This is a genomic window from Methylobacterium sp. WL18 (genome assembly GCF_008040015.1).
GTDB lineage: Bacteria > Pseudomonadota > Alphaproteobacteria > Rhizobiales > Beijerinckiaceae > Methylobacterium > Methylobacterium mesophilicum.
In genome coordinates, this window is sequence record NZ_VRVD01000040.1 from 1 (window position 1) to 18,366 (window position 18,366).

22 protein-coding genes and 1 pseudogene are annotated in these 18,366 nt (G+C 68.3%); 7 read left to right on the forward strand and 16 right to left on the reverse strand.

The window, feature by feature from the left end; translation table 11 throughout:
* Window positions 1-237, reverse strand: a pseudogene (locus tag FV228_RS06185) (FAD-dependent oxidoreductase); the annotation flags it as partial.
* Between the two features lie 371 nt (window positions 238-608).
* A complete protein-coding gene (locus tag FV228_RS06190) occupies window positions 609-1,631 on the reverse strand; it encodes a glycosyltransferase family 2 protein (RefSeq protein ID WP_147853794.1) in 1,023 nt (340 codons plus the stop codon).
* Between the two features lie 645 nt (window positions 1,632-2,276).
* Between FV228_RS06190 and FV228_RS06195 the strand changes: the two genes are divergently transcribed.
* Window positions 2,277-2,534, forward strand: coding sequence for a hypothetical protein (locus tag FV228_RS06195; RefSeq protein WP_246693847.1), 258 nt, complete (start codon window positions 2,277-2,279; stop codon window positions 2,532-2,534).
* A gap of 18 nt (window positions 2,535-2,552) precedes the next feature.
* Here the strand turns inward: FV228_RS06195 and FV228_RS06200 are convergent, their stop codons facing one another.
* The 3 genes from FV228_RS06200 to FV228_RS06210 all read right to left on the reverse strand — a co-directional run bounded on the left by FV228_RS06200 (window position 2,553) and on the right by FV228_RS06210 (window position 4,430).
* A complete protein-coding gene (locus tag FV228_RS06200; protein ID WP_147853796.1) occupies window positions 2,553-2,957 on the reverse strand; it encodes a lysozyme inhibitor LprI family protein in 405 nt (134 codons plus the stop codon).
* A gap of 29 nt (window positions 2,958-2,986) precedes the next feature.
* On the reverse strand, window positions 2,987-4,087 hold the full coding sequence (locus FV228_RS06205) for a hypothetical protein (RefSeq protein WP_147853797.1): 1,101 nt from the start codon (window positions 4,085-4,087) through the stop codon (window positions 2,987-2,989).
* A 157-nt stretch (window positions 4,088-4,244) separates the two neighbouring features.
* Window positions 4,245-4,430 (reverse strand): hypothetical protein, encoded by a 186-nt coding sequence (locus FV228_RS06210; RefSeq protein ID WP_147853798.1) that lies wholly within the window; start codon window positions 4,428-4,430, stop codon window positions 4,245-4,247.
* Window positions 4,431-4,893: 463 nt separating this feature from the next.
* Between FV228_RS06210 and FV228_RS06215 the strand changes: the two genes are divergently transcribed.
* Complete coding sequence (locus FV228_RS06215) at window positions 4,894-5,112, forward strand: hypothetical protein (RefSeq protein ID WP_246693846.1); 219 nt, start codon at window positions 4,894-4,896, stop codon at window positions 5,110-5,112.
* A 13-nt stretch (window positions 5,113-5,125) separates the two neighbouring features.
* On the opposite strand, the gene FV228_RS06220 is transcribed toward FV228_RS06215, so the two are convergent.
* Complete coding sequence (locus tag FV228_RS06220; protein ID WP_147853800.1) at window positions 5,126-6,601, reverse strand: protein adenylyltransferase SelO; 1,476 nt, start codon at window positions 6,599-6,601, stop codon at window positions 5,126-5,128.
* Window positions 6,602-7,070: 469 nt separating this feature from the next.
* Between FV228_RS06220 and FV228_RS06225 the strand changes: the two genes are divergently transcribed.
* The gene (locus FV228_RS06225; protein ID WP_147853801.1) at window positions 7,071-9,212 is read left to right on the forward strand and encodes an ATP-binding protein; all 2,142 of its coding nucleotides are present in this window, start codon (window positions 7,071-7,073) and stop codon (window positions 9,210-9,212) included.
* A gap of 10 nt (window positions 9,213-9,222) precedes the next feature.
* On the opposite strand, the gene FV228_RS06230 is transcribed toward FV228_RS06225, so the two are convergent.
* From FV228_RS06230 to FV228_RS06250, 5 genes are all read right to left on the reverse strand, one after another.
* A complete protein-coding gene (locus tag FV228_RS06230; protein ID WP_147853802.1) occupies window positions 9,223-10,278 on the reverse strand; it encodes a zinc ribbon domain-containing protein in 1,056 nt (351 codons plus the stop codon).
* Window positions 10,279-10,439: 161 nt separating this feature from the next.
* Window positions 10,440-11,753: an MFS transporter gene (locus FV228_RS06235; RefSeq protein ID WP_147853803.1), complete on the reverse strand. Its 1,314-nt coding sequence runs from the start codon at window positions 11,751-11,753 to the stop codon at window positions 10,440-10,442.
* Between the two features lie 376 nt (window positions 11,754-12,129).
* Window positions 12,130-12,633: a MucR family transcriptional regulator gene (locus FV228_RS06240; RefSeq protein ID WP_147853804.1), complete on the reverse strand. Its 504-nt coding sequence runs from the start codon at window positions 12,631-12,633 to the stop codon at window positions 12,130-12,132.
* A gap of 348 nt (window positions 12,634-12,981) precedes the next feature.
* Entirely contained in the window at window positions 12,982-13,278 is a 297-nt protein-coding gene (locus tag FV228_RS06245; protein ID WP_147853805.1) for a hypothetical protein, read from the reverse strand.
* A 60-nt stretch (window positions 13,279-13,338) separates the two neighbouring features.
* Entirely contained in the window at window positions 13,339-13,713 is a 375-nt protein-coding gene (locus FV228_RS06250; RefSeq protein WP_187277652.1) for a hypothetical protein, read from the reverse strand.
* Between the two features lie 228 nt (window positions 13,714-13,941).
* Here FV228_RS06250 and FV228_RS06255 point away from each other — a divergent pair, with 228 nt between their 5' ends.
* Window positions 13,942-14,271 (forward strand): hypothetical protein, encoded by a 330-nt coding sequence (locus tag FV228_RS06255; protein WP_147853806.1) that lies wholly within the window; start codon window positions 13,942-13,944, stop codon window positions 14,269-14,271.
* A gap of 21 nt (window positions 14,272-14,292) precedes the next feature.
* On the opposite strand, the gene FV228_RS06260 is transcribed toward FV228_RS06255, so the two are convergent.
* Entirely contained in the window at window positions 14,293-14,526 is a 234-nt protein-coding gene (locus tag FV228_RS06260; RefSeq protein WP_092037671.1) for a DUF2171 domain-containing protein, read from the reverse strand.
* Between the two features lie 170 nt (window positions 14,527-14,696).
* Here FV228_RS06260 and FV228_RS06265 point away from each other — a divergent pair, with 170 nt between their 5' ends.
* Complete coding sequence (locus FV228_RS06265; protein ID WP_187277653.1) at window positions 14,697-14,939, forward strand: hypothetical protein; 243 nt, start codon at window positions 14,697-14,699, stop codon at window positions 14,937-14,939.
* 74 nt (window positions 14,940-15,013) lie between these two features.
* Here FV228_RS06265 and FV228_RS06270 read toward each other — a convergent pair whose 3' ends face one another.
* Complete coding sequence (locus tag FV228_RS06270; RefSeq protein ID WP_147853807.1) at window positions 15,014-15,277, reverse strand: hypothetical protein; 264 nt, start codon at window positions 15,275-15,277, stop codon at window positions 15,014-15,016.
* Window positions 15,278-15,507: 230 nt separating this feature from the next.
* Between FV228_RS06270 and FV228_RS06275 the strand changes: the two genes are divergently transcribed.
* Window positions 15,508-15,873, forward strand: coding sequence for a hypothetical protein (locus tag FV228_RS06275; protein ID WP_147853808.1), 366 nt, complete (start codon window positions 15,508-15,510; stop codon window positions 15,871-15,873).
* A gap of 364 nt (window positions 15,874-16,237) precedes the next feature.
* Window positions 16,238-16,501, forward strand: a complete 264-nt coding sequence (locus FV228_RS06280; RefSeq protein WP_147853809.1) for a hypothetical protein — start codon at window positions 16,238-16,240, stop codon at window positions 16,499-16,501.
* A 30-nt stretch (window positions 16,502-16,531) separates the two neighbouring features.
* Here FV228_RS06280 and FV228_RS06285 read toward each other — a convergent pair whose 3' ends face one another.
* From FV228_RS06285 to FV228_RS06295, 3 genes are all read right to left on the reverse strand, one after another.
* A complete protein-coding gene (locus FV228_RS06285; protein WP_147853810.1) occupies window positions 16,532-17,272 on the reverse strand; it encodes a DUF4336 domain-containing protein in 741 nt (246 codons plus the stop codon).
* A gap of 104 nt (window positions 17,273-17,376) precedes the next feature.
* Window positions 17,377-17,955, reverse strand: coding sequence for a YgjV family protein (locus tag FV228_RS06290; protein WP_147853811.1), 579 nt, complete (start codon window positions 17,953-17,955; stop codon window positions 17,377-17,379).
* Between the two features lie 45 nt (window positions 17,956-18,000).
* Window positions 18,001-18,366 (reverse strand): hypothetical protein (locus tag FV228_RS06295; RefSeq protein WP_210247787.1); only part of this gene is annotated, 366 nt, incomplete at its 5' end.

Sequence of the window (18,366 nt, forward strand, 5' to 3'; positions counted from 1 at the left end):
GGCCAGCGGCAGGATGTCGGTGAACGCGAAGGCGCCGGCATTGCCGGCGCTCGCCCCGGCCGCCGGGCCCTCCCGGTCGAGCACTGTGACCGACAGGCCCCGGGCGCGCAGGGCCAGGGCGGCGGACAGCCCGATGACGCCCGCTCCGACGACGATCACGTCCGGCGGCTCCGCGTCCGTCATCCTAGCGCGCCGCCGCCCGGTGCGGACGCGTCGCGCTCCCGGACGTGACGCTCCTGGAACAGCAAGAGGTGGCGTTTTTCATGCCGGTGGTCAGGCCTCCGAAGATGAGCGGGCCCGGTATCGGGCCGCACGCAGACATCCGGAACCGATGCCCCCGTCGAGACGCGTCGTTCCAGCGTCTGCATCCAAGCACGTTCCGGGCCGGTGGGCAAAAATAGCCCGTTCGGACTATTGCGGGCGAACCTGATGCCTCGGAAATCTCGCTGTTGCCGTCGCCGCGGTCGCTTCGTCTTGCGTGCCCGTTCCGGTGCTCGCCGGCACGGGCACCGGTCGTCCCGAGTCCGGGACGCGTGTGCCGCCCCTCCCTGCCGGGTCCGATGGTCCTTGATCGCTGCCGGATGCGGGCAAAGGCCGGTTGCGGCCCGTCAGCTCGACCGGGCCATGCCCAACGTGCGGATGTTCGACACGACAGGCCTCCAACTCCCGGTCAGACGCGTCTCCAGGAGCGATCGGACCGTCCGGAGCGGCAGGACTCTGCAGGCCAGCAGGAACAGCACGACGGACACGCGCTTGAGCGGGCTGTACCAGGTCGGGAACGATCCGACCGTGTCGACGACACCCGCCCAGCTGATGCGGCGCATTTCCAGTATATCACAGTAATTATTGTACCGAGCATGCATATACATGCGGGTCGGCGAGCCGATCTTGCAGGATCCATCCCTGTCGGTCAGGGCGACTCTGAGATGTTCCAGCCGATCGACGAACCGTTTCTGGTGCTTTCTGATCAGGCCCACCGTCGGCGTCCGATTGGTGCCGGACTTGTTCTTGCTGTGCAATCTGTAGCGGCCGAGCGGTTCGGACAGGCTCACGACGTCACCGTAGAACGGTGCGGCCAGCAGCATCACGCCGTCGACGGCCGAATCGTAATGGGCGTCCTCCAGGAGCGCGCACAAGTCCCTGCGAAACACGTTGCCCGAGGTCGGTGGCGAGATGTAGGTTCCCGCCCTCTCGATGGCCCTGACGAACGTGGCGCGCCCCCGGCCGTTCGCCAGATTCGGAAAAGCGGTGCCGAGCGGCGTGCCGTTGCTGTCGATGCGAAGCAGAGGGAACTGTAGTTTCGCGATGTCCGCATCGAGATGCCGGATGATCGTCTGTATCGAGCCGGGAACCAGTTCGTCGTCGGCATCCAAGAACAGGATGAACGGGGCATCCGTTTTCGACACGCCGTATCGGCAGGCGCTGACTTGTCCGCCGTTCTTTTTCCTGAACGCGCGAACATTGAACTGCTCGATCACCTCCCACGAACGATCAGTCGATCCGTCATCGACGACGATGACATCGCAGTGGGTCGTATCCTGGGAGAGTACACTCGCGATCGAATTTCGAACGTAATCCTCGTAATTAAAGCAATTTATTATGATCGCAAGCTTTAGTTCTTTGTCTTCCATCTGCTTTGCCCATGTAGAGATCGCGCAATTTATCTTGTATGCATCTTGAATAGATTTTGATGTTGCAATTATCCACGTATTTAGGCTTTCGGTAAATCCCCTGATCCGTAAATAAAGCCTGGATTAAAATCATCGCTCGGAGATCGACCGCCCGGATCGCAGGAATTCCTCCTCCCGACGCGATCATCACCCCGCCGCACGTCGGCCACCGGGGAGGGGGCGACGGCGCAGTGCAGACGATCGGATGTCGGGCCCTCGCCCGGCATGATCCGCGCCCCGCCTGGGTCACCGAATCCGGACCCATCGACCTGGATCGGGGGCGTCAGGCGGCCGGGGCGCGGACCCGCCTGCCGCGTCCGCTGTTCTTCGCGTTAAGCGAACGTTCCGCGGCCGCGGGTCGTACGCTTCGCATTGACTGCGCGGGATCGCGCGGCCGCGGCCCGTGTTAACGCGAGGTCTGACCGACGATCGGGCTGTCGGACGCCCGGAGCCTTCGCCGGGACTACACCGATGCGCATACCGGTTATCAATCGGTCCCGCGCATACCGGCCAGGATTGGACGCGGCGCGAGGGGGATGATCGGTGAGCCTGCCCGGTGTGAAGGACGGGGAGAAATCCCGTCACATCCTCCCGACCGCCAGCACGATGATTGGTATCAGCACTACGCTGATTGGTCTGGTGAAGCTGCTGGAGCACTATTCGGGCCCCAGCCAGGTCGACGTCTACAGCGGCATCGTCGCCGTCCTGTTCCTGCTGAGCGCGATCCTGTCCTACCTGTCGACGCGGCTCGAGGCCCGGCCGAGCATCAGCCGTTTCGCCGAGCAGGTGGCGGACAACTTCTTCCTGCTCGGCCTCATGGGCATCACCGGCGTCGCGTTCCTGTTCGCCTACGAGGTGATCTGAGGCGGGTCAGTATCCCGTTCAGGGTGCGCAGGCGAGGTCGCCGCCCGGGCACTTGATCTGCGCGGTCAGGTCCCGGATGCGCTGGCGGGTCAGCTCGGTCTTGCAGGTGCCGTCGAGCAGGGGCGCGATCGTTCCGTTGGCATCGGGCGCCGAGGCGTCGTAGCCGGTGCGCAGGTTGCACTCGAGGTCGCGGAAGGCGATCCAGGCCCGCTGCGCCGCCACCAGGTTGTGCCGGCCGTTGCTGTCGAGCTTGTCGCGCAGGGCGGCGTAGCGCCGGTTCAGCTCCGCGTCGGCCTGCGCGAAGTTCTGGGCTGCACAGAGATTCGCCGCCGTCTGATCGGGCGCCTGCGTGCAATCCGCCTCCGCGGCGGAGCCGACGGCAGGCAGGGCGATCAGGAATCCGATGAGGGCGGTTCGCAGCATGGCAGGTTCCAGGGCCGAGGCGACGGGCATCAAGGTTCGCCATCCGTCCGCCGGGCGCGGAAGGCGTAGAAGCCGCCGTCGGCGTCGTACAGGACGTCGAAGCCGTTGAGCAGGCGCAGACCGGTATTGACGAAGGGCAGCGGACGCGTGGTGTTGAGGACGATGCGCTCCGGCGCCAGGGGCGAGGCGGTATCGCCGCTCGTGATCGCGTAGCCGGCCGCGTCGCCGAAGCTAAAGCTAAGCCGCGTCCCGGGGACGAGCGCGTCGCGGCCGGCGCCATCGGTGCGGAGTCTCTCAGTGACTTGCTCGGGCGGGAGCGTCAGGAACATGCCGGTCACGCCGGTGTCGATCAGCGCGCGACCGCAGGCGCCCGGCTCCCGACCGTTCACCACGATACAGACCGGTACGCCAAGCCAGTCGCCCGAGACCCGCGGATGCGGATCGAGCTTCACGAAGCGGAAGCGCCCCCGGGTGTTGGCGCGCGTCAGCCCGACATGCACTCCCGTTCTGGTCACGACGTAGCCGCGATGCACCGGGCCGGGACCCGGCGGCTCTGCGTTAAGCAGCGGATTGGTGTCCGGCGTGCTCTGGGTCTGGCTGTCGTCTTCCCGCCCGAAGCCGATCCCCAGCATGGCCACGTGCCCGGGGGCCTCCTCCCGGGTGCAGGAGCGGGCCTTCTCGGTGCAGTCGATCCGGCCAACCGCCAGCACGGGCATCGGCCGCGTCGAGACCCTGGCGCCGTCGCGGCCCGACAGGGTCACCGGGATGGTCACCCAGCGACCGATCATGATCCGGCCGGAACTCGTGTAGGTCAGGCGACCGGGCCGGCTTGGCAGGGCATCGACATTCGGGATGCGCCCGGCCGACACGACGATGCCGGTGGAGCCGGTGTCGACGAGCACCGGGCTGGCCTCGCCTCCGAATGACAGGCCGAGACGGGGTGAGCGGGCTATCGCATCGCCGGGCCCGGGAGCGTTGAGGAAGCCCAGGAAGATACCGCGCCGGTCGCTCTCGTAATTCGGGCGCGCACCCGCCCTCGCGGCCGGAGCGAGCGCGATCAGCCCGGCTCCGAGCAGCGCCGCCCGGGCAAGCCAGCGCGATCCGACCTGTTGCGTGGTGGGGTGACGCATTGTGGGACCCGGCGATGGGAGGGCTGAGCCTAGCAGCGGGTTGAGGCGCGGGCACGCTGGAGCCTTTCCCGCCGATGTGGAGAGGAGACGGAATCGGCCGGCACGGTGAATCTTGCCGCGCTGGTCCTGTCTGATGGCGGCGCGAGCGAGAGTGGCGCTATCGTCGGGGCTCCGCCCGCTCCTCCAACCCGCCCAGGAGGACCAGGATCCGGCCCAGCAGCGCGCGTGCGTGGAGCGCGGCGCTGGTGCCGGCACGATCGTCGGCCTGTCTGGCACAGGCCTCGTAGGCAGCCCGCAGAGCCGCAAGCTGGCGCGCGCGCAGTTCGGGACCATCGGAGCCCATGGGCCACCCCCGATAGGCTCGTGTCCGCGGTACGTCCCCGCAGACAAGCCTCCTGAACCACCCATAGTCGGGGAGTTGGAAAACCGTGCTCGAACGGTCCCTACGACCTTTAGTGCCGGAACACCTGGACATGCGCCGCAGGCTCCCCGACCCACGCGGCCAAGGATTCGGGTGCCGTCGCGGCCGGCACCAAACCGTCGAGCAAGGGGTTTCCACGCCCCAGGGCGGCACGTACCGCCCTGCGCAGGCAGGTAACCAATTCTAGGAAGCGAATCCAGACCGATAACGCCGCCCGCCGATGCGCTCTGGGGATGGCTTGGCAGCGCAAGCAGGGTAGCATTCGACAGATAAAATGCTCGAATTTGTGTTAAAAACCATTAACCTTGCTGGTCGGTGGTGTTGAACAAACGCCCCGCCTTCGACATCTGCTTTCGTCCAACAGATTGTCTGAGGTGTGATGAAGATGAAATCATATTCCATCTTTCTTCGCGATCGGGCGCAGGTCGGCGCGGATCATCCGCGTCTGCTCGCCTACGAGATTTCGGATCGACACCTGGCCCAGGCGCTCGTCTCGGGGATCGCCGCGTCTCATGAGGATCACGGCTTCAATCCGGCGACGGGCGTGCACTGGTTCAGGCATGGCGGCAGCCTGCATGAGATCTACGCCTGGCCGCAGCGCTGAGCGCCGCGTCGGCTCAGGTGCCGCAGAACGTGCGGTATCCGACGCCGCCGCCCTCGGGTGGCTCGGCATAAGGGGCAGACGCGGGCTGATCGTCGTAGGGGCGCGAGAGCACTGCCAGGAACGCTTCGAAGGGTGCGAAATCGTCACGCTCCACTGCGGCCTCGATCATCTCCTCGACCCGGTGGTTGCGTGGGATGAAGGCGGGGTTGACCTGCCGCATCGCCGTCGCGGCTGCCGCGGGGTCGCGGTCCTCCTGGGCGAGCCGGGCGCGCCAGCGCGACGCCCATGCATCGTACGCCGTCGGATCGACGAACAGGTCACGCAGCGCGGTCTCGGCCTCCGGCCGTTCCGCAGCGGCGCACAGGGACCGGAATGTGCGGGTGAAGTCCGCCTGATTCTCGGCCATCCGTTTCATGAGGTCGCCCGCCAGCGCCGGATCGCCGTCCCGGATGCCGGTCAACCCCAGCTTGGCGTTGAGGCCGCCGTGATAGGCCGCCTCGAAGCACGGGGCGTAGCCGGCCAGCGCCGCCTCGGCCTCCGCGACCGCCTCGGTCTCGTGCGGAGCCAGCAGCGGCAGCAGCGTCTCGGCCAGGCGCGTCAGGTTCCACAGTGCGATGCGCGGCTGCTCGCCATAGGCATAGCGGCCGTTCCGGTCGATGGAGCTGAACACCGTCCGGGGATCGTAGGCGTCCAGGAAGGCGCAGGGGCCGTAATCGATGGTCTCGCCCGCCACCGACATGTTGTCCGTGTTCATCACCCCGTGGACGAAGCCGACCAGGAGCCAGCGCGCCACCAGCGCGGCCTGGCGGGCGACCACGCCTTCGAGCAGCGCCCGGTAAGGTTTCTCCGACCCGGTCGCCTCTGGATAGTGCCGGGCGATCACGTGGTCGGCGAGGGCCCGCAGGCCCTCGACGTCGCCCCGGGTGGCGAAGAACTGGAACGTGCCGACCCGGATATGGCTCGCCGCCACCCGGGTCAGGATCGCGCCGGGTAGGACCGTATCGCGCGCCACCGCCTCGCCGGTCGCGACGGCGGCGAGCGCCCGGGTGGTCGGGATGCCGAGCGCCGCCATGGCTTCGCTGACGAGGTACTCGCGCAGCACGGGGCCCAAAGCCGCGCGGCCGTCGCCCCGGCGGGAGAACGGCGTCGGGCCGGATCCCTTCAACTGGATATCGCGGCGCTGTCCCGCCCGGTCGATCACTTCGCCGAGCAGGATCGCCCGGCCGTCGCCGAGCTGCGGCACGAACTGCCCGAACTGATGACCGGCATAGGCCGCCGCGAGCGGTGTCGCCCCCTCCGGGACACGGTTCCCGGCCAGAGCCGCTACGCCTTCAGGGCCCGCGAGCCAGTCCGGGTCGAGACCGAGGTCCTGGGCCAACGCTCGGTTCAGCCGGATCAGGCGCGGTGCTGCTACCGGCGTCGGCGCGCGGGACGCATAGAAGCGCTCCGGTAGGCGGGCGTAGCTGTTGTCGAAGGGGATCGGGGTCATCGACGCCATCTATGAATGCGCCCGGCGGCCAGCAAGCGCGGCCGAGGCCGGTTCTCATGGGCCGCCGTCGGTCCAAGACCGTTCGCGCGTGCCAGGTTCCGCGCGTCGCAGTCGCGGCGCCGCAGATGCGGCCGGTTTGCGACCGAACCGCCGGGATGCGCGTTCGCTCCGGACGCCGATCTTTCCCGGCCCCGTCGTGAGCCGTCGAGCGGGGTGTGGCGGGCGGGTCTCAGGGCGGCTCCTCTGGACGAAAACATGCGGTGACGGCCGACCGGATGCTTGTAAGCCTTCCCCCCACGGGCGATGCGGCTGCCATGGCTGTGTGCGGACCCGTATCAACCTCGTCGAAGCCCGAACCGCGGGCCGCGATGCACGTGCATCAGGCCGCCAACCGGGCCTGCGCGACCGGTCGCGAGCTCGGTCCGGCGGCGCGCGGGATTGCTGCAGGACCGCTCGGTTCGGGCAAGCCATGAGCGCCACGGCCGCATTTCTGCCTGGAGGCGGCGAACTGGGCGCGATCGTCCGGGCCTACGATTGGGCGACTACGCCGCTGGGCCCGATCGCCCGCTGGTCCCAGAGCCTGCGCTCCGCGGTCAGCACCGTGCTGCTGTCGCCGGTGCCGATCGTGCTGCTTTGGGGCGCGGACGGCATCATGATCTACAACGATGCCTACTCGGTCTTCGCGGGCGGGCGGCACCCGCAACTCCTCGGATCGAAGGTACGCGAGGGTTGGCCCGAGGTCGCCGACTTCAACGACAACGTGATGCGGGTGGGGCTCGCCGGCGGCACGCTGTCCTACAAGGATCAGGAACTCACCCTGCATCGCTACGGCCGGCCCGAGCAGGTCTGGATGAATCTCGACTACTCGCCGGTGCTCGACGAGGCCGGGCAGCCGGCCGGGGTGATCGCGGTCGTGGTCGAGACCACCGAGCGCGTGCTCGCGGAACAGCGGTTGACGGCGAGCCAGGCGCTGGCTCAGCTCTATGCCGACCGCATCCAGCTCGCCCTGTCGGCCGGCGCGATCATCGGCACCTGGGTGTGGGATCTGCCCGCCGATGCGTTCACCGTGGACGAGGCCTTCGCCCGCAGCTTCGGCCTCGATCCGGCCCTCGGCCGGGTCGGGCTAAGCCTGGAGCAGGTGATCGCCACGGTCCATCCCGAAGACCGGCAGGGGCTGATCGCGGCGATCAACGAGGTTATCGCCCGCGGGGGCGCTTACGCGCACCAGTACCGGGTGCGGCGCACCGACGGGAAGTACTACTGGATCGAGGCGAACGGCCGGGTCGACCGCGCGCCGGACGGGACGCCGCTCAGCTTTCCGGGGGTGCTGATCAACGTCGAGGACCGCCGGGCCGTCGAGGCCGAGCGCGACCGCGCCATCATGATGCTGCGCACCCTCACCGACACGCTGGAGCAGCGCGTCGCCGAGCGGACCAGCGAGCTGATGCGGACCGAGGACGCCCTGCGCCAGTCGCAGAAGATGGAGGCGGTCGGCCAGCTCACCGGCGGCGTCGCGCACGATTTCAACAACCTGCTGACGATCATCCGCTCGTCCGTGGACTTCCTGCGCCGGCCCGACCTGCCGGAGGCGCGCAAGGCCCGCTACCTCGATGCCGTCTCCGACACGGTGGACCGCGCCGCCAAGCTCACCGGCCAGCTCCTCGCCTTCGCGCGCCGGCAGGCGCTGAAGCCCGAGGTGTTCCATGTCGGACAGAAGGTCCGCGGGATCGCCGACATGCTCGACACCGTGATCGGCGCCCGGGTCCGGGTGATCGCCGAGGTCCCGGACGAGCCCTGCCATATCCGGGCCGACGTCAGCCAGTTCGAGACCGCGCTGGTGAACATGGCGGTCAACGCCCGGGACGCCATGAACGGGGAGGGTACGTTGACCCTGCGGCTCGCAGGCGGGCGCACCATGCCGGCGATCCACGGGCATGCCGGGGCCGACACCGCCTTCGTGGCGGTGTCGCTGACCGATACCGGCGCGGGTATCTCGGAGGCCGACCTGGGCCGTCTGTTCGAGCCGTTCTTCACCACCAAGGAGGTCGGCAAGGGCACCGGCCTCGGGCTCAGCCAGGTGTTCGGCTTCGCCAAGCAGTCCGGCGGCAACGTCGACGTCACCAGCGCGCCGGGGCAGGGGGCGACCTTCACCCTGTATCTCCCGCAGGTCGAGGTCGATCGCCGGATCGACGAGGCGGAGGGCGTCCCGGCGACGATCTCGCCGCTCGGCACCGGGCAGCGTGTCCTGGTGGTCGAGGACAATGTCGAGGTCGGCCAGTTCGCCACCCAGATCCTGCAGGATTTGGGCTACGAGACCGTCTGGGCGGCCAACGCCGAGGCGGCGCTGGAGCGGCTCGGCCGGGACGGCGGCGGGTTCGAGGTGGTGTTCTCGGACGTGGTCATGCCGGGGATGGGCGGCTTGGCGCTCGCCCAGGAGTTGGCGCGCCGCCTACCCGAGCTGCCGGTTCTGCTGACCTCTGGCTACAGCCACGTCCTGGCCCAGGAGGGGACCCACGGCTTCGAGCTGTTGCACAAGCCTTATTCCGCCGACCAGCTCGGGCGCGTTCTGAGCCAGGTGCTCGGACGGCCGGCGCCGGCTTCGGCGGAGTGACGGCTGCGCCTTACGCCGCCGGCAGAACCGCGCCGGTCCCCGCGGTGCCGCAGGCGTGGCAGAACCGCTCGAAGGTGCTCTTGCGCTGTGTGCAGGCCGGGCAATCCTCGAATAGGCCGAGCCCGCAATGGGGGCAGAAATTCGTATTCGGATCGCCGAGCGCGACCGGCCGCTCGCAGCCCGGGCAAACTTTCTTGGCAAGCCGGGCCAGCGCCTGATCGGTGGCGATCTCGGTGCGGCGCTCTTCGTTGGGCCGTGCCTCGACCAGCGCCTGACGCGCGCGGTAGGCATGAAGGGCGTTGATCGCCGCCCGTCCGCCGACCAGCGTCACGGCCACGCCGACACCGTACTGCACGTAGCCGCCATAGCTCGGCATGTACGGGACCAACTCGACGAAGAACGCGAAGGCGGCGGCGAACGCGAAGCCCCAGACGAACGGCCAGTTGCGCGTTTTCCGCCGTTTCAGCAGCAGCCATCCGGCGAGCACCAGCAGCGGCAGGGTCAGGGCGAGCCGGTAGCCGAACACCCGGAGTTCCTGGCCTCGCTCGGCCGCCTCGAGCTTCTGCTGGGCCGCCGCGCGCAGTTCGCCGTCCACCCGGCTCTGGTCCTGCTCCCGCTCGGACAGCGTGCGTTGGGTCTCGGCAAGCCCGGCCAGCCGCTCCTCGATCGTCCGCTCGGCGTCCTTGAGCGCGTCGAGCTGCCGGGTGCGCGCGACGAGTCCGGGATCCTGGTCGACGCGCTGCGTCGCGTCGCGGGTCTTCAGCCAGTTGGCGAAGGTCTCGCGGGCGCCTTCCGAGGCTGCCTGAGCTGCATCGAGGGCGAGTTGGTCCCGCTCCGTCCGGCGCCGGCTGTCGTCCATCTCCCGGCGGATCTGCTTCAGCGCGTCGGTCGATGCCCGGGCCTGGTCGGATTCGAGGAACTGCTCGAGGGTGTAGTGCTGCTCCACCTGCGGCAGGTCACCGACGATCAGGGAGCCCAGCCCGATCAGAAACCAGGCGAACAGCAGCGCGACGAGCCAGAGGGCGAAGTTGAACCAGCGCTCGGACAATCGGGAACCAGCACGCACGCCGTCGACTCCACAGATCCCGTTACCGCCCGCCGAGCACGCGTCGGACAGACGACCGGGAGCGATGCCCGACCACCTTTCGGCCTGGCATCGCTCCGGTGTCGGCAAGCTCTAGCATAGGTCGGCCTCCGCCCAACCCGGTCGGGTGACGGAGCCGGCGGTCAGCGGGCCGGCGCTGTTCGCGACGCGCCGAGCTCCGCGCGTGCCCGGCCCGGAACGAGCGACAGGCCGGCCGATATCAGGGCGAACAGGATCAGCGGCGTCAGGCTCAGGGTGAAGCTGCCGGTTGCATCCTTGATCGCGCCGATCAGGTAGGGGCCTAGGAATCCGCCGAGGTTGCCCACAGCGTTGATCGCCGCGATGCTGGCAGCCGCCGCAGCCGGCGGCAGCTCCTCGGTCGCCAGGGCCCAGAACGGCCCCTTCAGCATGTAGACGCCGACTGCCGCGACGGTCAGCGCCCCGACCAGCGGAAGGATTCCAGTCAGGACGGTCCCGCCCGCCAACCCTGCGGCCAGGATCAGGAACGGGATGGCGAGGTGCCAGCGCCGCTCGCCAACTTGGTCACTGTGCCGCCCCCACAGGATCATTGCCACTGAGGCGACGCCGTAGGGCACGCTGTTTAGCAGGCCGGTCTCGAAATTGCCGAGGCCGTAGCTCTTGACGATCTGCGGGGTCCAGAAGGTCAGGCCGTAGCTGCTGGCGGTCGAGCCGAAATAGATGGCGGCGAACAGAATCAGCCGCCGATCGCGCAGCATCGTTCCGAGCGACGGCGAGGCGGCACCGCCGCTGCGCGCGGCGTTCCGGGCGGATTCTTCCTTCAGGCGTCCCTCCAGCCAGTCCCGCTCGGCCGGCGGGAGCCATTTCGCGTGGCGCGGCCCGTCGGGCAGGAACCACAGCACGGCCCCGGCCATCAGGATTGCGGGCAGGCCTTCCAGGATGAACAGCCACTGCCAGCCGCGCAGACCCCAGCCGTTCAGGCCGAGCAGCGCCCCGGAGATCGGCGAACCCAGGAACGACGAGATCGGGATCGAGATCATGAAGATGCCGACGATCCGTGCCCGGTAGGCCGAGGGGAACCAGTATGTGAGGTACAGGATCACGCCCGGGAAGAACCCGGCCTCGGCCACGCCCAGCAGGAAGCGCAGGGCAATGAACGACCAGGGCCCCTGAACCAGCGCCATGGCCATTGAGATGACGCCCCAGGTCGCCATGATCCGGGCGATCCAGAGCCGCGCCCCGAACCGCTCGAGCATCAGGTTGCTGGGTACCTCCATCAGGAAGTAGCCAAGGAAGAAAATGCCGGCGCCCCAGCCGAACAGCGTGGCGGTCAACCCGACATCGTGGTTCATCTGGATGGCTGCGAAGCCGACGTTCACGCGGTCCAGGAAGGACACGAAGTAGGCGAGGATCAGGAACGGCACCAGCCGCCACCCGATGCGCCGCATCGCCGACTGTTCGAGTTCAGACTCGGCCATGATGATCCTCCTCGGCGGCGGCTGTCTTCGAACCGCTCACGGGTGCAGACGCAGGCTCCGGGCGCACCGGCTCGGCGCTCCGGCGTCGGAGTTTTCGACATCGAAGAGGCGGGCGGCCGCGCGTGTCCAGTCGAACGGCGCGCCCCGGTCGTCCGGGCCGGAGCAGATGATGGACGGCATCAGGCCGCCGCAACGCAGCGCGTGCGGATCATCTCGGGTTTCCTCGCGGCCCGTCGGTTCGATCGCCGATCTTGGTCAGCCGATCTAACGCGAAAGCCCGATGATCGGAAGTCGTCGCCCGATGAAGACCTCCGATTTGTCGCCGGTTTACCGGATCGCGGCCGACGCCGGGACCCCCCCCGGATCGGGTGCATCCTCAGGCCGGCTTGCGTGCGCGGGTGGGCTTTGCCGCCGGAGCCTCGACCATCTGCGCGGTCTCGGAGGCGTGCTCGGTCGGCTTGCGGCGCTTGTGGCCGAGACCCGCGGTTCGGGCGAATTCGGCGCGCATGGCCGAGTAGTTGGCGGCGGTGGCCGGGTAGTCGCGCGGCAGCCCGAAACGCTCCCGATAAGCCTCGATGGTAAGGCCATGGCCGCTCAGGTGCCGCTTCAGGGTCTTGTACGGCTTGCCGTCGATGAAACTGATCAGCGCGTCGGGGGTGATCGACTTCCGGATCTGGCCGGGCGTGATCTTCCTGGTGTCCGGCTCGACGGGCGCGCCGGCCTGACCAAGCCCCGTGAGGGCTTCATGGACACGCGACAGAAGGGTCGCCAGTTCGGGCATCGGAACGGAGTTGTTGGATACGTATGCCGACACGATGTCGGCGGTCAGAGCAATGACATCGGTCTGATCGTCTTGCGGTAACGCGGTGTCGTCTTCCATGGGCAGCTCTCGCGAGGGCAATGCGCGATGAACATCGCTGTATCTGTCGGTAGTCAAGCGCTAAATCGCGCAAAACAAATGACGCCACGGGTTATCGACTGTTGTATCGACGGAATGCCAACATAGATTTGCAACGCTGTAACTGCGGGATGGCATTCCGCTGACCCAGCCCAACAGCTAGCGCATCGAGCCGACGGGCGCCCGCCGCGTGGCGGCCCGTTCGGGAAGTCTTAACGACCCTATGGTCTTTCGAAGCGTCGCTCCGGCTTCGAGGGGTACGAAGCCGAACGACAGGCGGGCCGAGCCCTGCCCTTCATGCTCGGCCCGCGCCCTTCTGCGTGGCAGCGCTCAGGCGTTGGCCGCGTGCCTAATCGGCGCTGGTTTCGATCCGCGCTTGATCGACGGCGCGGCGGCCGGGAACGTCGCGGCGGATCCGTATTCGGCACGGTAGGTCCGCTCCAGGGTCATCAGCGTACGCATCGGCGCCTCGGCCAGATCAAGCAGCCGTGCGTCTCGCCAGCGTTGCTTGGTCAGCTTCTTGCGGCTGAGCCAGCGCGGCCTCTCTTCCTCGACGAGCAGGACCAGCTTGCCCGTCCACGTTTTCCGAAACCAGAACCGCCCCGTGAGCTTGCCTGCGCCGAACATGGCAGCACCTCGCATGAGAGTCCGGAACGACAACGCCCCCGAAACTCGGCGGTTTCCCTGTCACCCGCTGGTGCGGGCCTGGAGGCGCCGGTCCACCCAGGATGCCAACCCGAGGCCCACAATGCCGCCCACCAGCGCCGCTGCCGCCTTCACGAGGAAGTCGTCAAACCGGCCGTGACGCGTACCCGTGAGGGCCTGCCCGGCTTCCAGCCCGCCGGCCAGCAGCACGGCTCCGAGCAGGATCCACGGCCAGCGCCGCGGGTAGCCCAGGGTCAGAAGAAGGCCGGCCAACGCGTAGGCGGCCGCCCGCTCGAAGCTGGGATTGGCCGTCACCACCGGACGGAGGCCGATCGGCACTAGCGTGATGGCAACGATCGCCGCCACCAGGATCCAGGCCGCGACCCGCACGAGGCCCAGGATCCGCTTCTCCACCATGCGCCGCATATTCCGTAACCCTTTGCCGAGCCTCCGGCTTACAGGGCCTCAGGGCCGGAAACTGTTGCAGTTCGGCGGCCACGACCGGGAAAGCCGATACTGCAAGTCCAGCGGACGGTACGCGCGGCGTCGGAGGCTTGGCGCCTCATCCGAGTGGGTGGCATCTGATGGCGTGGTGTTGCTTGTTCGTTCTAGGCGCCAAGCCATCGAATCAGGCATAGAGGCGTCATGCGCCCGCCCGTGCTCAGCCTCCTCGCGATGCTTGTCCTGATCGACGCGGGGTCGGCCGCCATGGCGGGGGCGCCCGATCCGCGTGTGCTCGAACGGGCGTGGCATCGCTGCCTGCGGGAATCCTACGCCCATCAGCCGCCCGGTCAGAGCCGGGCCGGGGACGAGCGCAACGCCCTCGACGAATGCAAGGTGCAGGAGGACGCGTTCGTGGCGTCGCTCATGGCAGCAGGGCCTGCGCAGGATGGCCGGGCCGGGACCGTCTGGGCCCGGACCTGGGCGGCCTTCGTGGAACCACTCACCGCCTGGATCGGCGGTCTTCGGCGTTGAGCCCGGGCCGATGCGTGCCGGTCAGGAGGTCGACCACTCGCGCTTCACCTCATCGGCCGGCCGATCGAGATGGACCTTGCCGCCCTCGACGGCCCGAACGAAGTCGAGCGGGATGTAGTGGTGGAGGCCACCCGCTGCCGCATCGCGCTTGGTCAGTTTGATCTCGCCTTTGTCGATGTGGTCGACGGTGCCGACATGGGCCCCGTCCGAGCCGACGACCTCGGCGTGTTCCTGGATCTGCGCAGCGTCGACCATCGTCGTCCTCCCTGTAAAGCCGTGAAACGATGCCCTGCTCAGAGCGGTTCCTGACTGCGCTATTCAGGCTCAGGCCGGGCTTTCGCGGAGGCCGCGTTCGGGATGCGTGCCGCAGGGTCGCACCGTGCAGACGTGACCGAACCGGCCTTCGCCTGGACCGTTGGACCGCCATGACCGATCCGACAGCCGCATCACTGGACCAAGTTGCCGACGCCCGGCGACACGAGATGGCCACCGAGCACCTTCTGTTCGGCACGATCCGCTTCCTCGCACAGCGCCACCCGGAACTGCTGGACGAGCTGGACGCGAGCCTGTCGCACCTGTGGGATCGCACAGAAGGTGAGGCGCGCGACGACGAGGCCGTGCGCAAGATCGCCAGCCGCATCATCAAGAGCCTGCGCGCAGAAAGCTAGCCGCGCCAGATCGGCCACCTGCCCGCGGCCGATCTACGCGACGATGCGTTTCGAGAGCACGTGACCGAAGGCTGTCAGCGCGTGCAGCCGATGCAGATGCCGCGGGTGATCGCATCGTTGCGCTGTTCGCCCGGGCCCCTCCGCTCGATGCTGCCCGTCTCGCTGGGACCGAGCGCACTTGGGTTGGGAACCGTCTGCCCGGTGGCCGCCGTGTGCGGGGCCTTGGCGGCGGTGGCCGGGCCGCCACCCGTCCCCGTCTGGCTGATGGATTGTGCCCAGCCTGGCTGAATGCCGAGGGCAAGAACGACGACGGTCGCGATCTTCAAAGGCGCGCGCATGACAACCTCCCTGCGCTTTCTTCTGCGTGGAACTGACGCACTTGTCGGGCGAAAGTTCCGCCATTTCGCGTCTCAGGCGCCCGACTTCAACCGTTCGGAGCGTCTGCCTCGAGGTCGTGCGTGGCCCCCCTCAGGACTTCGCCATCCGGCGTATCGGGTAAGTCCTATTGAGGGTTGCCGACCTCACAAGATTACCCGTCACTGCCACGGTCACGATCCAGGGGCTCACCATGAACCCGACCGTCAAGGCTGTGTTGCTGAACGAGCGGGCGACTGTCCTCTCCGCCATCGCGGCCCGTGAGGGGACCGTCTCCGACCTCCTCGTCCAGTTGAACGGCGTAGAGAACGATATCTGGCGGTTGCGTCACCGCCTCATCGACCTGGAAGCCTATCTGGTCGGCCAGCGGATCGACCTGCCGGCGGATCCGACCGACGCGGAAGCGGCTGCCCCATGCCTCGACGCGGTGGCGACTCCGGCATCCGGCCTGCCGGCGTGCAAGCCCCTCGACGATTTCGTGCGCCACAGGTCCGGCAAGCGGAAGGTCCTCGCCAGCGCCGCACCACGCCGCATCGAGGATGCGAGCCGCTCGGCCTGAGGCTTCCACGCGGATCGGCGCGGCTTGATCGAGGCGGAGCGGCGACAGGGTTCCCGCTGGTCACGGCCTTTTACCGGAAAGCCTGACCCGGTTCCTCGCAACCATCGTGTCGCGTCGCCGCCCGTATGGGCTATCGATCGCAATGGCGATATCCTGGTTGCCGCGGTCGCCCTGGCGATCTTCGCATGGGCCGGAGGACACGGTGTCCCGGCATGCCGAGCTACCTCGGCCCGGGGCAGGGCGTGAGCTTTGTGAAGACCCGGCTCATGGTCGTTCGGATCGCCGATGCAGCTATCGCCGGGATTGCCGAGACCCCCATCCTGGGGCCTATCTGGGCCCTACGAGGATCCGAAAGAGGTGAGGGATGGGCAACCGGGATGGTGCCGGCGCGTCGAATGCACGGATCGCAGAGGTCCAGCGCCTCGCGACCGCCCTGGCTGCCCGGGTGCGATACGCCCAGCTGGTTCAGCGGCCGATCTTCGAGGAGCAGGTCAACGCCCTGGTCGGCGCGGCGCGGCTGCTCGATGAGGAGAGGGTGCCCTGGCCGCCCATGGTGGAGGAGGTGCTGATGGAGTTGGCCAAGTCGCTGGACAGCTCCGGGGATACCGATACGCCCGCGGAGCCCTGAGGCCGAGACGGCAGGCCGACCGCTCCGCGGTCAGCCGAAATCACCGAGCCAGAGCAGCGAGCGGCGCAGGCGTGCGGTGCCGTCCTGAGCGAACCAGAGCCCGTGCGCGAAGACGACCGCTTCGGGCTTGAGGGCCACGAGATCCGCCGCGGCCCGGGCCGCGTCGCGCCGGCGCAACTTGATCACGAGGCGCAGATAGGGCGGCGGCTTCCCCTCCGGTGCGGTCATGCCGGCCAGCCGCAGCAGCGGGCGCAGGACCGCCGGCATCTTCGCCGGTTCCAGGTTCAGAACGAGGTCGGTGAGCACCAGCGTCCGGCTGCGCCCGTGGAAAAAGGCGACCTCGCGGAAGCCGAGGCCGCCCGGCACCACCTGCTGGCGCAGGTCCGCCTGCCATTCGGGCGGCGCCGCGTCCCCCAGCACGCGGTCGATCCGCAGGCCGGAGCGGCGGACCTGTCCGCGCTGGCGCAAGTTGGGCGCCGCCCAGGTCAGCGCCTCCGGACACTGGTTCTGCCAGTCCTTCAGGAAGGTCCAGTGCGCGATGTTCGGTGCGACGAGGTGGCGGATCGGCCCCACTGCCTCGATCGCCCGATGCAGCGCCGCGTCGTAGCGGGTCGGCGAGTGCAGCCACAGGCTGCCGTCGCCGAGCCGGACCACCGTCATCCGCACCGGCAGCGGGAGTCCCAGGACCCGCAAGGGCCCGCTGTCGACGATCCAGACGCCCTCGGCGACCGGCTTGAGCACGTCGAGGGGTGGATAGGTTGCTTCAGGCAAGGCCCGGTTCTCTCGGCTGCCTCCGGCTGTGCGGCCGGAAAGGGAGGCAACCGCCGCGGCGCATCGGGTTTCCCGGATGGATCGCCGCAGCCCGATATCTCAGGTCAGGCCTGGAGATAGGTGGGCGCCGCGATGGGCCGGGCCGGGAGGGCGCGCCACAGGGCGATGCCGAGGCCCAGGAGGGTCAGGAGATCGCAGGTCAGCCCGAACACGGAGCCGACGAGGAGGTTGTGGCCGGCCCAGCACAGGGACGCGCCCAGGAACAGCAGGCGCATCGTCTGGGGCGCGGCTTGCAGGCGCGCGGCCGTCGCCAGCAGGGTGCCGACCGCCGCGCAGGCGGAGGGCGTCCCGTTCCAGGTGGTGATCGTCAGCCAGGCCGCCAGCAGGGTGGTGGCGGCGAACAGGGGGTGGACCCAGCCGGTCCGGCTCGGTGCGCCGAGGCAGGTCAGGGAGACCAGGCTCTGCACCACCGCGATGGCGCACATCGCGGCGCCGGTGAGCGCGCCGAGCGTCAGGTAGTGGGCGCCGAAGCAGGCGGCGCAGGCCGCCGATCCGGCAAGCATCCATGGACGGCGCGGCATCAGGCCGGCAAGGAATCCCAGGGTCAGGCCCAGGGATCCGAAGATGTCGAGATGGGTCCCGGCAAGGTCATACCAGGCGAATACGGTGTCGGCGGCAATCATCGGTCGCGCTCAGCCGGCGCGGATGCGCCGTTTCCGCCGAATGCGCTAGATTCGCATGGTAATCAGATGGTTAACGAGAAATCGCCCGATGATCACGACCCTGCGAGGGTGGCGAAACAGCCGCAGGGGCCGCTCGCCATGATCGACCAGAGACATCAAGTATTGGTGACTCAATAACCAAAGAATAACATAGGTTATTGCCGAGATGTCCTGGGATAAATCCGGGAACAACGCCGGATGACGCCGGTTGCCGGGGTATTCATCCGGATGCGACCGGTGCCGATCCAGGCCGCGGGGCGTCCGCCCCTGCCGTCCTGCGGCGACCCGACCCGACGTGCCGATGCAGCTTTCCATCCCGGATATCCGTCGCCCGATCGCCGTCCCGGCCCGGCACCGCGCGCCCGGCGGGGC

Coding starts and splice junctions, on each gene's coding strand:
- FV228_RS06265 (WP_187277653.1), top strand. CDS start 14,697: ATGACCGATCCGACAGCCGCATCACTGGACCAAGTTGCCGACGCCCGG.
- FV228_RS06280 (WP_147853809.1), top strand. CDS start 16,238: ATGGGCAACCGGGATGGTGCCGGCGCGTCGAATGCACGGATCGCAGAG.
- FV228_RS06195 (WP_246693847.1), top strand. CDS start 2,277: ATGATTGGTATCAGCACTACGCTGATTGGTCTGGTGAAGCTGCTGGAG.
- FV228_RS06250 (WP_187277652.1), bottom strand. CDS start 13,713: ATGGTGGAGAAGCGGATCCTGGGCCTCGTGCGGGTCGCGGCCTGGATC.
- FV228_RS06290 (WP_147853811.1), bottom strand. CDS start 17,955: ATGATTGCCGCCGACACCGTATTCGCCTGGTATGACCTTGCCGGGACC.
- FV228_RS06210 (WP_147853798.1), bottom strand. CDS start 4,430: ATGGGCTCCGATGGTCCCGAACTGCGCGCGCGCCAGCTTGCGGCTCTG.
- FV228_RS06255 (WP_147853806.1), top strand. CDS start 13,942: ATGCGCCCGCCCGTGCTCAGCCTCCTCGCGATGCTTGTCCTGATCGAC.
- FV228_RS06260 (WP_092037671.1), bottom strand. CDS start 14,526: ATGGTCGACGCTGCGCAGATCCAGGAACACGCCGAGGTCGTCGGCTCG.
- FV228_RS06245 (WP_147853805.1), bottom strand. CDS start 13,278: ATGTTCGGCGCAGGCAAGCTCACGGGGCGGTTCTGGTTTCGGAAAACG.
- FV228_RS06240 (WP_147853804.1), bottom strand. CDS start 12,633: ATGGAAGACGACACCGCGTTACCGCAAGACGATCAGACCGATGTCATT.
- FV228_RS06235 (WP_147853803.1), bottom strand. CDS start 11,753: ATGGCCGAGTCTGAACTCGAACAGTCGGCGATGCGGCGCATCGGGTGG.
- FV228_RS06225 (WP_147853801.1), top strand. CDS start 7,071: ATGAGCGCCACGGCCGCATTTCTGCCTGGAGGCGGCGAACTGGGCGCG.
- FV228_RS06220 (WP_147853800.1), bottom strand. CDS start 6,601: ATGACCCCGATCCCCTTCGACAACAGCTACGCCCGCCTACCGGAGCGC.
- FV228_RS06215 (WP_246693846.1), top strand. CDS start 4,894: ATGAAATCATATTCCATCTTTCTTCGCGATCGGGCGCAGGTCGGCGCG.
- FV228_RS06190 (WP_147853794.1), bottom strand. CDS start 1,631: ATGGAAGACAAAGAACTAAAGCTTGCGATCATAATAAATTGCTTTAAT.
- FV228_RS06200 (WP_147853796.1), bottom strand. CDS start 2,957: ATGCTGCGAACCGCCCTCATCGGATTCCTGATCGCCCTGCCTGCCGTC.
- FV228_RS06270 (WP_147853807.1), bottom strand. CDS start 15,277: ATGCGCGCGCCTTTGAAGATCGCGACCGTCGTCGTTCTTGCCCTCGGC.
- FV228_RS06205 (WP_147853797.1), bottom strand. CDS start 4,087: ATGCGTCACCCCACCACGCAACAGGTCGGATCGCGCTGGCTTGCCCGG.
- FV228_RS06275 (WP_147853808.1), top strand. CDS start 15,508: ATGAACCCGACCGTCAAGGCTGTGTTGCTGAACGAGCGGGCGACTGTC.